We start from the raw sequence: 13076 nt of genomic DNA on the forward strand, positions 1-13076 counted from the left end.
TCCTTCGTTCTTTCAAGTCGTCTTCGCAGAGAGTTCCGTCCCGCGAAGGGATGCTCTACCCTACAGGCCAGCATTGCCACCCTACAGGATCAGATCTCAGCTGATGAATAAAGCCTACCAGAGCCTTGAGCGCCATTTTGCCCGTCTGTCCTCCCTGAATGATGCCATCGGCATTCTCTGCTGGGATAAGGAAGTGATCATGCCCCACGGCGCAGCAGAGCGCCGGGCGGAAAATCTGGCCATGCTGGAAGGGCTGCGGCACGAAATTCTGACCGCCCCTGAAATGGCAGACCTGCTGGCCACGGCAGACGCGGGAGATGATGTCTGGCGCCGCGCCAACCTTGCGGAAATGCGCCGCCTGCACACGCACGCCACCGCCCTGCCGGGTGATCTGGTGGAAGCCAATGCACAAGCCACGGCACACAGTGAAATGGTGTGGCGTGAAGCCCGCCAGAACAGCGATTTCAAAACCTTTCTGCCCTATCAGCAGGAAGTCCTGAACCTCACGCAGCAGATTGCCAAAGCCAAAGGCGAAGCACTGGGCCTTTCTCCGTATGACGCCCTGCTGGACTCGTTTGATCCCGGCACACGCCAGACGGATATTGATCCGATTTTCAGCCGCCTGAGCACCGAACTGCCCGGCCTGATTGCCGCCGTGCTTGAAAAGCAGAACAGCCTGCCTGCCCCCACCCCGCTGCAAGGCCCGTTTCTGGTACCACAGCAGGAAGCGCTGGGGCGCAAGCTGATGCAGCAGCTTGGCTTTGACATGACCCGCGGCCGACTGGACGTCAGCCTGCACCCCTTCTGCGGCGGGGCCACGCATGATGTGCGGCTGACCACCCGTTATGAAGAAGCAGACTTCCTCCCCGCCATGATGGGCGTGCTGCATGAAACCGGCCACGCGCTGTATGACATGGGGCTGCCGGCAGACTGGCTGTCTCAGCCCGTCGGGCAAGCTGGCGGCATGACGCTGCATGAAAGCCAGTCTCTGACCATGGAAATGCAGGTTTGCCGCTCCCGCGCCTTTGTGGAGTGGGTCACGCCGCTACTGCGGACAGAATTCCACATCCCGGAGGGCACCCCCAGCTGGCAGGCGGACAATCTGCATCGTCTGGTCACACATGTAGCCCCCGGCTTTATCCGCGTGGATGCCGATGAGGTGACCTACCCCGCCCATATTCTCGTCCGGTATGAGCTGGAAACCGCGATGATTAACGGGGATCTTGCCCTCAAAGACCTGCCCGCCGCATTCAATGACCGACTCCACGCCCTGCTCGGGCTGACTGTTCCCGATGACCGGCGCGGCTGTTTGCAGGACATCCACTGGCCGGAGGGGCTGTTTGGCTATTTCCCCTGCTACGCCATGGGTGCGCTGGCAGCTGCCCAGATTCGGACAGCCGCCTTCCAGCAGGACAGCCAGATCGCTCCGGCTCTGGCGCAGGGGAATTTTGCTCCACTGTTGAAATGGCTGCGCACCAACATCCATAGCCGCGCCAGCAGCGCCTCCATGCCCGACATTATTAAGGATGCCACTGGTGCCCCTCTGGCGGCCGATGCCTGGCAGGCCCATATCCGCAGTCGTTATCTGGACCGCGCGCCAGACGCCTGATCCCTTTACACTTCCGCCTCTTCGCAGGGTTCTGGCGGGCCATGCGAAGAATGCGGTTGTCGGGGTGGGGCAAAACGGGGGAGACTGGTCGCATGTTTTCGCCGCACACGCATAGCAAGGCTGCCAGAAATTTCATGATGACCAGACGCACCCGGCCTTTTTCGGGGTTCCGCCGCGCCCTCGCTTTGACAACTCTGACAGCAAGCCTTGCCGTCGCCCTACCCACGCCCTCCGCCTGGGCGGTGCATATGCCGAAAGTGCCAGAACTCTCGGCTTCGGCCCTCACGCCCTTTACCCAGTCTGACAAACAGGTCTGGGACGCCGTGGTCCCGCTGCCCGATGGTCGGATGCTGTTTGAGGCCCCGGCATGGATCGGCAACCCCGGCCCGCAGCTTTCCGTCCGCAACACGGATGGCAGCTTCGCCTCTTATCCGGATGCCGACTGGAACGCCGCAGAAGGCGATGCCGCAAAACGGATTGTGGCTGCTGCTGGTGTGACGCTTCTGCCGGACGGCACCCTCTGGGTGCTGGATAGTGGTGTGCCCAACCGCAAGGCCCCGGCGGTTGCTCAGCCCAAGCTGATCCATATCGATACCCAGAAAAATACCGTGCTGGGCACCGTCGCAATTGAGAAAACAGCGCTCCACCCGGACAGCATTCTCTCTGGCGTGGCCGTGCATGAGAACACGGCCTATGTGACGGATTCCGGCGTAGCCGGGGTGCTGGTGGTCGATATTCCCTCCGCCTCCACCCGTCGTTTTCTGGACCGGCACCCGTCTCTGACGGCCACGCGCCCCATTCAGATCCCCGGCGGCACGCTCAACTGGGGGGATGGTCGTGCCGCGGCCATTGATTCCAGCATGATCGCCGTCAGCCCGGATGGCCGCTGGATTGTCATGCAGGCACCCGGCAACTACCTCTCCCGCGTGGAAACCAGTACCTTTTCCGACCCGGACATCACTCCGGCCGCCATGGAAGAAATTGTCACCCAGTGGTACAAAACACCTTCACTGGGCGGCATGACCATTGGCCCGGATGGCACGCTCTACTGGTCGGACGTCAGCACCAACAGCATCCTCAGCTACAGCACGGGCCGCATCCCGCGCAGGCTGATTACGGACCCGCGCCTGAGCTTCCCCGGCACGCCGGGGCTGGATGCACACGGACACTTGTTCGTGCCTGCCATGCAGCTTAATCACGCTGCGGCGTTCCAGAACGGGAAAGCAACTGTGACATGGCCTGTTACGGTCTATCAGCTCACGCTGCCCACCACCCCGCCTCCAACCTAAGCATACGGATGCAGAAGGCTACTTCGCGCCGTCTCGCATTCAGGGTATAAGTCTGGCCATGCGCTATATCTCGACCCGGGGGAAGGCTCCCGCTCTCTCGTTCTCTGATGTCCTGCTGACTGGCCTTGCCGAAGATGGCGGCCTGTATCTGCCGGAAACATGGCCCAGCTTTTCACTCTCCGAGTGGCAAGCCATGCGGGGTCTGCCGTATCCGGAGCTTGCTGCCCGGATTATGCGGCCGTTTGTCGGGGAGGATATTGACCCCGGCACGCTGCGCAACCTGTGCGAGAAAGCCTATGCCGGGTTTGACCACCCAGCCATTGTCCCGCTGACTCAGGTGGAAGATGGCGTGTTTGTGCAGGAACTGTTCCACGGCCCGACGCTGGCCTTCAAGGACATGGCCATGCAGCTGCTTGGCCAGCTGTTTGAACATGTGCTGACCGAGCGCAACAGCCATGTGACCATTGTGGGAGCAACCTCTGGCGACACCGGGTCTGCCGCCATTGAAGCCTGCCGTGGGCGGGACCGCCTCTCGGTGGTCATTCTGCACCCCAAGGACCGCACGTCCGAAGTGCAGCGCCGCCAGATGACGACGGTGCTGGAAGCCAACGTGACCAATCTGGCCATTGAGGGCACTTTTGACGACTGTCAGGATCTGGTCAAAGCCCTTTTTGCGGATATGCCGTTCCGCAAGGACATGCATCTCTCTGCCGTCAATTCCATCAACTGGGCCCGCATTGCCGCGCAGATTCCTTACTACGTCTACGCCGCGCTCAATTTTGGCGCGCCGGAGCAGGAAGTCTCCTTCGCGGTGCCGACCGGCAACTTCGGCAACATTCTGGCCGCATGGGCTGCCCGTAAAATGGGTCTGCCCATCCGCCATCTGTGCGTTGGTTCCAACCGCAACGATATTCTGACCCGCTTCCTGAACGCGAATGACATGACGATGAAGTCCGTCATGCCCAGCCTTTCGCCGTCCATGGATATTCAGGTCTCTTCCAACTTCGAGCGCCTGCTGTTTGAACTGCTGGGGCGTGATGCAGAGGCCTGCGCCCGCATCATGACCAGTTTCCGCGCGACCGGGCACATGGATGTGCCAGCCGAAGCGTGGGAGACGGCCCGCAGCCTCTTCTCCGGTCTGGCGCTGGACGATGCGGAAACGGAAGCGGAAATCAAGAGCCTGCATGACCGTTCCGGTTATCTGGCTGACCCGCACAGCGCCATTGGCATTGCCGCAGGCCGCCGCTTCCGGGAAGCCGGTGTGCCCATGGTCGCCATGGCCACGGCCCATCCGGCCAAGTTCCCGGATGCCATGGTGGCAGCTACCGGCATTCGCCCGGCCCTGCCCGTGCATCTGGCAGACCTTTATTCGCGTGAAGAGCGCTACCGCACCGTTCCGGCCACGGCTGACGCCGTGAAAGATGCCGTGCGTGCGGCGGTACTTTCCAACGCCTGATACGTTTTAACCTTCCTTCTCTTCAGGCCGCGCTTGCGGCCTTTCTTTTCAGGACAAGAATGACCGATCCGATCCAGCTGACCCGTCTGCCCTCGGGCCTGATTGTTGTGACAGAACGTATGGAGCGCGTCGAAACCGTTTCCTTCGGAGCCTACGTCTCCACCGGCACACGGGATGAAACCGCAGAAGAAAACGGTGTTTCTCACTTCCTTGAGCACATGGCCTTTAAAGGCACGGAGCGCCGCTCTGCCCTGCAGATTGCCGAGGAAATTGAAAATGTGGGCGGGCATATCAATGCCTACACCGCGCGGGAACAGACCGCCTATTACGTCAAGCTGCTAAAGGAAAATCTGGATCTGGGTATTGATATCATTGGCGATATCCTGACCCATTCCACGTTTGACCCGACGGAAATTGAACGCGAACGCGGCGTGATCCTGCAGGAAATCGGGCAGGCTAACGATACGCCGGATGATGTGGTGTTCGACCATTTTCAGGCAACGGCTTACCCCAACCAGCCCATGGGACGCCCCACGCTCGGCACGGAAGACCTTATCCGCACCATGAGCCGTGAGACGCTGATGCGTTACATGAGCGCGCATTACACCACCGGCAACATGGTTGTGGCGGCGGCTGGCAATCTGCACCATGATGACGTTGTGCGGCAGGTTGAACGGCACTTTGCAGACCTCGGCACCACGGCGCTCATCCCCGGCACGCCCTCCATTTATGGTGGCGGTGAATTCCGGCAGGAGAAGGATCTGGATCAGGCCCATGTGGTTCTGGGCTTCCCCTCCGTGGGGTATAATGACCCGGATTACTACGCTGCTCTGATGCTCTCCCTGCTGCTGGGCGGTGGCATGTCCTCCCGCCTGTTCCAGGAAATCCGGGAAAAGCGCGGTCTGGTCTATTCCGTCTATTCTTTCAACGCGCCGTTCCTTGATGGCGGTGTATTCGGCATTTATGCCGGCACGGGTGAGAAAGAATGTGCGGAACTGGTGCCCGTCACGCTGGAAGAACTGAAAAAGGTTCAGAAAAGCGTTGGCAAAGATGAGCTGGCTCGCGCCTGTGCGCAGCTCAAGGCCTCCCTGCTGATGTCTCTGGAAAGCACCGGCAGCCGCTGCGAGCAGATTGCCCGCCAGCTTCAGCTGTTTGGTCGTCTGATCCCTGTGGCGGAAACAGTGGCGCGCGTGGAAGCCGTGACGACGGATGATATCCGCCGTGTTGCAACCCGCATTTTCACCCAGAAGCCCACGCTGGCAGCACTGGGGCCTGTTAAACACGTCCTGTCTCTGGACACGATTACGGAGAACCTCGCGGCATGAGCGAACAAACCCTCGAAAAGATCTCTGATCTTGTCCGCCGCGCGCGCAACGCCGGAGCGGATGCCGCAGATGCGGTTTTTGTCTCCAGCACCGCACTGGGCGCGGGGGTTCGTAACGGTGTGACGGAAGAGCTGGAACGCTCGGAAACCACAGACCTTGGCCTGCGGGTATTTGCAGGCCAGAAAACCGCCATTGTCTCCACCACCACGCTGGACCCGGCCCGGTTTGACGGGCTGATTGAGCAGGCGCTGGCCATGGCCCGCATGCTGCCGGATGACAAATATGCCGGCTTGGCATCGCAGGCGCTGACCGGCACTCTCACCCAGAATGCACTGGACCTGACGGATACCGCAGAACCAGACGCCAACGCCCTTCTGGCCCGCGCCCGTGAGGGTGAAGAAGCCGCTCTGGCGATTGAGGGTGTGACCAACAGCGCTGGCAGCAGTGCCTCCTTTGGCCGCACAGAGGTCATTCTCGTCACCTCGCAGGATTTTGCCGGCACCTATGCCCGCACGCGTCACTCCACCTCTGTCTGCGTTCTGGCAGGCAAAGGGGACCGTATGCAGCGCGATTATGACTATCACGGCACGGTCCATCTGGCCGATCTGGATGATGCCGCAACACTGGGCCGCAGTGCAGGCCGCAATGCCGTGGCACGCCTGAACCCCACCCGTCCGCGCACGGGCAAATATCCGGTTGTGTTCCACCCCCGCGTGGCCAACAGCTTTCTTGGGCATCTGGTGGGGGCCATCAGCGGCTCTTCCATCGCACGCGGCACGTCTTTTTTGAAGGACAAGCTCGGCCAGCAGATTTTTGCCAAAGACATCACCATCACGGATGACCCAACGCGCCTGCGCGGCCTGCGGTCCCGTCCGTTTGATGGCGAGGCTGTGCAGGGCAAGCCGCTGACGCTGGTTGAAAACGGCGTTCTGCAAAGCTGGATTCTGGATACCCGCAGCGCCCGCCACCTTGGCCTGACCAGCAATGGCCGCGCAGCACGCGGGGCCTCCAGCCAGCCAGCGCCGGCGCCCAGCAATCTGGCCTTCCAGCCCGGTAGCGTCACCCCTGCCGCTCTGATGGCAGACATCAAGGAAGGCGTGTTCATCACCGAGATGATGGGCTCGTCCATCAATGGCCTTACGGGGGATTACAGCCGTGGCGCATCAGGCTTTATGATCCGTGATGGTCAGATTGCAGAGGCCGCGGAAGAATTCACGCTGGCAGGCAACCTGCTGGAAATTTTCGCGTCGATGACATTAGCGGACGATTTGCAGTTCCGTTTTGGCAGTGACGCCCCCACATTAAGGGTAGATGCCCTGAGCCTTGCCGGGGCCTAACATCGTCCGGAGAGACCAGACACCGTGAAAAAGCGTTTTCTTACGCCTGTTTTAACCGCTTTTCTGACCATCAGCATGCTTGGTGGCCCGCTGGCGCAGCATGCCGATGCCCGCCCCGGTCAGGGCAGTTCCATGGGCAGCCGTGGCAGCCGGACATGGAGCGCGCCACCATCCACCAACACCACGCCTTACGGCGCGGCCCCCATGGACCGCTCCATTACGCCGCGCACCCCGGCTCCGGGGTATAATGGCTACCCCGGCCAGAGTAATTACGGCGCACCGTTTAACCGGGGCATGGGCACGGCATCCCGCCATCCGTTCCTGACAGGCTTTGCCGGGGGCATGCTCGGCGCCGGGTTGTTCGGGCTGCTGAGCGGGCACGGCTTTATGGGCGGCGTCCATGGTCTGTTCAGCTTTATCGGGCTGATGATCCAGATCGGGCTGATCGTCATGATCGTGATGTGGCTGGTCCGTCGCTTTAGCGGCAACGGGTCGTCCCGCAGAGGCAATTCCGGCTTCCCGCTGAATCAGGGTGCGTCCGGGCCTGCTCCGTCCGCAACACCCGCAGGCTTCCCGGCTGGCGGCGGTTCTTCTCTGACTATCACCAGTGCGGATTATCAGGCCTTCCAGCAGACCCTGCTGGATATCCAGACCGCGTGGAACCAGCAGAATATTCCGGCGCTCCAGCAGATGGCCACGCCGGAAATGGTCTCCTATTTCAACCAGCAGCTTGCCACTCTGGCGAGCCAGGGTGCCCGCAATGTGGTGTCTGATGTGCACTTCATTCAGGGTGATCTGGCTGAGTCCTGGCAGGAAGCGGGTATGGATTACGCGACCGTCGCCATGCGCTACAGCCTGATTGACCTGACAACCAATGCCACCGGGCAGGTGATTGAAGGCAGTTCGACAGAGCCTGTGACGGTTACAGAACTCTGGACCTTCACCCGGCCTTCCCGCGGGGGCCGCTGGCTGCTCTCCGCCATTCAGCAGGGGCGTGGCGCGTAACGCCTCGCCTTTTCCTCAGGCCTGCACGGCTCCCCAAGAGCGTGCAGGCTTTTTTTTAAGCATTTTCTCGCGGGATTAAAGACATGCTGTTTCTGGAAATTGCCGTCGTGCTGCTGGCCATCTCAGCCTCAGCTTTTGGCGTATTCCTGCACTTCTGGAGCAAGCGCAAAATTGCGGATCTGGAGGCCGATATCCTCAAGCTTCAGGAAAAAGGCGTGAACGTGCAGATGGATAGTCTGCTGAAAACAGCAAAAACGCCCGAGCAGAAAGAAGCCTGAGCGGAGTAATCCGTTTTTTCGGAGAGCAAATACGCTCTGCGACTGCGGATATCGCAGAGACTTAACCAGTCAGCACACGACAACGCTGACTGACCGGGCAGGATAAAAACCCCTGCCCAATGTTATCTTTTAAAAGTGCGTAAACGTCAGGCCATACATGACGCCGGCAATCAGCACCATGAAGGCCAGCATGGCACGCAGACGCTCTTTCTGCCGACGCTGCTTTTCCGCGACTTCCTGCGGATTCAGAACGCTTAGATTTTCCATCAGCCTATCCCCCCCATCAGCATATGGTCGGCCAGCAACCCGCAGAACAGCAGGAACAGATAGGCCAGAGAAAAGCGGAACGACAGACGCGCCGCTTTATCGCCCTTCAGACTAATTCCGCTCTCATCCTGCGGCTCACGCAGCACGCGCACCGCGCAGGCTATAAAACCCAGTCCCAGCACCAGAGCCGTGCCCGTATAGAGCCAGCCGCACAGATGCAGGAAGGACGGCACCAGAGAAACCGCCAGCAACACCAGCGTATAAACAAAGATGTTCCACCGCGTATGCCGGGCACCTTTAACAACCGGCAGCATCGGAATGCCTGCCCGGCCGTAATCCTTGCAGGCATACAGGGAGAGCGACCAGAAGTGCGGCGGCGTCCAGAAGAACACGATGCCGAACATCACCACCGGCAGCACGGCCATGTGGCCTGTTGCCGCGGCCCACCCGATCATGGGCGGGAAAGCCCCGGCAGCCCCGCCGATAACAATATTCTGTGGCGTGGAGCGCTTAAGCCACATGGTGTAAATGACAGAATAGAAGAAAATCGAGAACGCCAGAATACCGGCGGCCAGTGCATTGGTGGCCATCCACATCAGGCAGACGGACAGGCAGGACAGGCCGACGCCATAGGCCAGTGCTTCCTGCGGCGGAATGCGGCCACCCGGAATAGGCCGGGTAATGGTGCGCTGCATCACGGCGTCAATATCGCGGTCATACCACATATTGATGGCCCCGGCGGCACCAGAGGCGAGACAGATGCACAGAATAGCCACGGCCGCCACAAACGGGTTCAAATGCCCCGGCGCCATAATCATCCCGGCAGCGCCCGTAAACACCACCAGTGAAATCACGCGCGGCTTGAGAAGCTGCACCCAGTCTTTAGCCGTCGTGCCAACCCGGTCCGCCTTAAAGCGAATGCGTCCGGCCGGAACGTCCGTTGCTACTGTATCGCTCATGACTGCACCGTTCCTTCAGAAGAGGACGCCAGCGCGGCCTGCGCCGAAGCCTCGCTGCCTTCCGTCACTTTCCGGTTCTGCATGAAGCTCATGCCCATGGTCGCCACAAAGCACAGAAGAGACGCGCCCAGCAGCCCCCCGCTCCAGATCTGCGCAGCGGCAGAGAGCGGCGAAAAGGACAGTCCGGTTGCAGCCGCCATCAGAACAAACTGTAAAACGGCCAGAGAACGGGGGTACCAATATCCGCCATTTTCTCCGCGCCACAGATAGAGGCCGCAGAAGGCCGCATACACAGCACCAAGCTGAAGCGCTGAATGCAGCCCATCGCCCTGCATCAGCTGAGCCACCCACCCCGTGGAGACAACAGCCAGAAAACCAAGTCCCCACAGCATGGGAACACGCAGGGAGAAACGGCTGCGCCATGTACCTGCCATCCACAGGCCCGCCAGCAGGACGGAGGCCAAAGTGGACGCAAAAAGCACAGCGTTTTCAGGAGAGGTCAAAGTGCCGGGCTGCTGTACACTGGCAGCCAGTCCGTGCGCAAAAACGCCGCGCGTCCAGATAATGACAGAGGCGGCAGCCGTCGCTGTCATGATAGTAATAACGGGTTTTTCAGAAAAACGGCTGGCCCGCGCTCCGGCCTCAAACACAAGACCAAAACCGGCCAGCAGCGTGACAAGGGTTACGGGCTCGGCAAAACCATCCAGCAGCGGCAGAATATCGCCCTGAGCGCCGGAGAGCAGCTGATGCGTCATCACGGCGGCCAGAACCGGCACAGTCAGAAGCAGCATGGCAGACGCAAGCATTTCGCCCCAGACAAACGGAGAAAACGGCAGCTTCTGTTCTGTATCAGCGCGGCTATCAAAAATGGTCGCCAGCACGGTCATGACAGCGCAAAGCAGCCCCGCGCACCAGAGCAGAATAGCGGGAGCCTGCGCCCCATTCACCACAGCCAGAATGCCGGACACGCCAACCAGCCCAAGGCCAGCAACGTTTAACGCCGGCAAAACCATCCCCGCACGCCCGAGAGCCCTCGGCAGCCAGAGATTGCTGAAGCCACACACCAGCGCGGGGATTACAACAAACAGAAGCATCAGGGGGGCATGGATATGTTCGAGAACTGGCCAGATGCCGTGGTCGGGCATCAGGCCTGCCTGACGCAGCACGGAAGCTCCGCCACCAAGCAGTCCCGCCACCGCAGCGACAAGCAGATATCCTGCTCCCACACCTGTACCCGATGCAGCCTGCTTGTTCATGCTCTTCTTCCCGTTCCGGCTTTTTTGCCCGGCAAAGGCCATTTTCCGTAACCTGTACCTTATTCAGACCTCATAACGCCAAGCGTTCTGCGGACTCTGTAAAAAAGGCATAATAACGGTTTTTATACAGACCGACGACCCGTTAAGTCCCGCGCCGCCGTCTGCTCTGCCTTGTTCAGAAAGAGAGACAGACGCAGCGAGAGAAGGCGATTTTACGTCCGGTCGAGCGTCACAAGTGTAAACAGACCCAGCGGCGGCACAGGCTGAATGCGTGCACGGGCCAGATCTTCCGGCGGCAGCAGAGATTCCATGGCGAAATCAGGATGCCAGCCCAGAGAGCGGGACGCCCGCGCCATGCCACGTTCCACGGCACCGCGAACACCCGTCGGCGCCAGAAAGTGGTTTACGAAGAGAATATGGCCACCGGGGCGCACAACGCGCTTGAGTTCACGCAGCAATTTGCGCGGATTCGGCACCACAGAGGCCACAAACATGGCCACCGCGATATCGAAAGAGGCATCAGCAAAGCTGGTCTCTTCCGCATCCATTTCCAGCAGACCTTCAACGTTGGTCAGATGCTCTCTCTGCACGCGTTCACGCGCACGGGCTAGCATGTCACCAGACAGGTCAATACCAGTAATCTGTTTGTCCTGAGTGTAACAGGGCAACGCAAGCCCCGTCCCCACGCCGACTTCCAGCACCTTGGTGCCCGAGAGCGCGTTGACAGCTTCAACCGCACGCCGGCGGCCAACGCCTGAAATACCGCCAAAGACAGTATCGTAGCAGGCGGCCCACCGACGGTAAGCAACTTTTACAGCCTCTGCATCCAGCGCCGAGCGTGAAGGAGGAGGCACCGGATCTTCACCCTGACCGGGCGGGCATTCGTGGAGAACGTCACTCATGTTCTCTCTCTGCCTGCTTGCTGTAATTTCTTCAAGAGCCACAACGCATCTTCCCTGTATTAAATAACGCCCGCCATAAAAGCGCCCTTGTCTTCGGCCCCATTGTGCCCTTACCTTCCGCTCCGAAAGAACGGGTTGAAAAGAAAAACTGCCATGCTGAATCTGGTTATTGCCATCCTTGCGCTAATCATCTGGTCGTCCGTCGTAATTTACTACTTCCGGTCACCTCTGCTGCACTGGTTTGACAATCGTTTTGGGAAAGACCCCGTCCTGCCTGACCTGGACAGTGATCCGGAGCAGCCTCCCTCAGAGAGCCACTCCACATCAGCCGCCCCTCCGGCCGACAAAGCGTCCTGAACGTCAGGACGCCTTCCCCGCCAGCTTTGCTTCAATACAATCCCAGATCAGCCCTGCGGCGTTAATCCCGTCAAAGCGTTCCAGTTCCTGAAGTCCCGTCGGAGATGTCACGTTGATTTCCGTCAGGTAATCCCCGATCACATCAATCCCGACGAAAATCAGGCCATGTTCTTTCAGGAACGGCCCGATCGCGGCACAAATTTCCTCGTCACGCGCCGTCAGCCCGACTTTGCGGGCCACACCGCCCACATGCATGTTCGAGCGATGGTCCTCACCAGACGGGACCCGATTAATCGCCCCCACCGGCTTGCCATCCACCAGAATAATGCGCTTATCACCGGACTTCACGGCAGGCTCATAACGCTGGATCATCAGCGGCTCGCGGGAGCGGGCAAAATGCATTTCCAGCAGCGCGTTCAGATTCTGGTCATCCTCACGGATACGGAAGATCCCGCTACCCCCATTCCCGAAGAGCGGCTTGACGATAATATCACGCCACTTCCGACGGAACGCGCGAATTTCTTCCACATCCCATGTCACCAGCGTCGGCGGCATCAGACCGGGGAAGTGCGTCACCAGAAGTTTTTCCGGGGAATCTCGCACCCAGCGCGGATCATTCACCACCAGCGCTTTGCCCGGACCAATGCCATGCACATGGTCCAGCAGATGCGTTGCCGTAATATAGGCCATGTCGAACGGCGGGTCCTGACGCATCAGCACCACGTCCATCTCCCCCAGTGAGCGGCGGGCTACGGGGCCAAAGGTGGCATGCCGTCCCTGCTCGCGCTGCACTGTCACGGGCCGGACAGCAGCACTCACGCTCGTTCTGACGACGCCACCGGGTTCGGTCACGCCTTCACCCAGCGCCATGGAGCCGACTTCATACACAAACAGCGCATGCCCCCGGGCCTGCGCTTCCAGCATCATGGCGAATGTGGAATCACCATCAATATTGATGTGCTCCAGAGGATCCATCTGGACGGCCACATTCAGTGGAGATGACATACGCCCCCGCTTTCCTTTTTCATTACTCTTA

13 protein-coding genes are annotated in these 13076 nt (G+C 60.0%); 8 read left to right on the forward strand and 5 right to left on the reverse strand.

Annotation, left to right across the window (positions count from 1 at the left end):
• Positions 1-103 precede the first annotated feature (103 nt).
• The 7 genes from AD930_RS12025 to AD930_RS12055 all read left to right on the forward strand — a co-directional run bounded on the left by AD930_RS12025 (position 104) and on the right by AD930_RS12055 (position 8299).
• Positions 104-1609, forward strand: coding sequence for a carboxypeptidase M32 (locus tag AD930_RS12025; protein ID WP_061506445.1), 1506 nt, complete (start codon positions 104-106; stop codon positions 1607-1609).
• Positions 1610-1743: 134 nt separating this feature from the next.
• Positions 1744-2898 carry a major royal jelly family protein gene (locus tag AD930_RS12030; RefSeq protein WP_244150572.1) on the forward strand — a complete coding sequence of 385 codons (1155 nt, stop codon included), beginning with the start codon at positions 1744-1746 and terminating at the stop codon, positions 2896-2898.
• A 58-nt stretch (positions 2899-2956) separates the two neighbouring features.
• Positions 2957-4354, forward strand: a complete 1398-nt coding sequence (gene thrC, locus AD930_RS12035) for a threonine synthase (protein ID WP_061506446.1) — start codon at positions 2957-2959, stop codon at positions 4352-4354.
• A gap of 59 nt (positions 4355-4413) precedes the next feature.
• On the forward strand, positions 4414-5679 hold the full coding sequence (locus AD930_RS12040) for a M16 family metallopeptidase (protein ID WP_061506447.1): 1266 nt from the start codon (positions 4414-4416) through the stop codon (positions 5677-5679).
• Positions 5676-7016, forward strand: a complete 1341-nt coding sequence (locus AD930_RS12045) for a TldD/PmbA family protein (RefSeq protein ID WP_061506448.1) — start codon at positions 5676-5678, stop codon at positions 7014-7016. The genes AD930_RS12040 and AD930_RS12045 overlap by 4 nt, the downstream gene beginning before the upstream one ends.
• A 24-nt stretch (positions 7017-7040) precedes the next feature.
• Positions 7041-8021: a Tim44 domain-containing protein gene (locus AD930_RS12050; protein WP_061506449.1), complete on the forward strand. Its 981-nt coding sequence runs from the start codon at positions 7041-7043 to the stop codon at positions 8019-8021.
• A gap of 83 nt (positions 8022-8104) precedes the next feature.
• A complete protein-coding gene (locus AD930_RS12055; protein WP_043550617.1) occupies positions 8105-8299 on the forward strand; it encodes a hypothetical protein in 195 nt (64 codons plus the stop codon).
• Positions 8300-8428: 129 nt separating this feature from the next.
• Here AD930_RS12055 and AD930_RS18125 read toward each other — a convergent pair whose 3' ends face one another.
• From AD930_RS18125 to AD930_RS12070, 4 genes are all read right to left on the reverse strand, one after another.
• Positions 8429-8566, reverse strand: a complete 138-nt coding sequence (locus AD930_RS18125) for a hypothetical protein (RefSeq protein ID WP_167375186.1) — start codon at positions 8564-8566, stop codon at positions 8429-8431.
• Positions 8566-9525, reverse strand: a complete 960-nt coding sequence (locus tag AD930_RS12060; RefSeq protein ID WP_061506450.1) for a heme o synthase — start codon at positions 9523-9525, stop codon at positions 8566-8568. Before AD930_RS12060 ends, AD930_RS18125 begins: the two co-directional genes overlap by 1 nt.
• Positions 9522-10781 carry a cbb3-type cytochrome c oxidase subunit I gene (locus AD930_RS12065; protein ID WP_244150573.1) on the reverse strand — a complete coding sequence of 420 codons (1260 nt, stop codon included), beginning with the start codon at positions 10779-10781 and terminating at the stop codon, positions 9522-9524. The genes AD930_RS12060 and AD930_RS12065 overlap by 4 nt, the downstream gene beginning before the upstream one ends.
• Positions 10782-10993: 212 nt before the next feature.
• On the reverse strand, positions 10994-11683 hold the full coding sequence (locus AD930_RS12070; RefSeq protein WP_061506452.1) for a class I SAM-dependent methyltransferase: 690 nt from the start codon (positions 11681-11683) through the stop codon (positions 10994-10996).
• A gap of 153 nt (positions 11684-11836) precedes the next feature.
• Here AD930_RS12070 and AD930_RS12075 point away from each other — a divergent pair, with 153 nt between their 5' ends.
• Positions 11837-12040, forward strand: a complete 204-nt coding sequence (locus tag AD930_RS12075) for a hypothetical protein (RefSeq protein WP_061506453.1) — start codon at positions 11837-11839, stop codon at positions 12038-12040.
• A 3-nt stretch (positions 12041-12043) separates the two neighbouring features.
• Here AD930_RS12075 and gshB read toward each other — a convergent pair whose 3' ends face one another.
• Positions 12044-13045, reverse strand: a complete 1002-nt coding sequence (gene gshB / locus AD930_RS12080) for a glutathione synthase (protein ID WP_043550614.1) — start codon at positions 13043-13045, stop codon at positions 12044-12046.
• Between the last annotated feature and the right edge of the window lie 31 nt (positions 13046-13076).

This window comes from Acetobacter malorum (genome assembly GCF_001580615.1).
In the GTDB taxonomy this organism is placed as follows: domain Bacteria; phylum Pseudomonadota; class Alphaproteobacteria; order Acetobacterales; family Acetobacteraceae; genus Acetobacter; species Acetobacter malorum.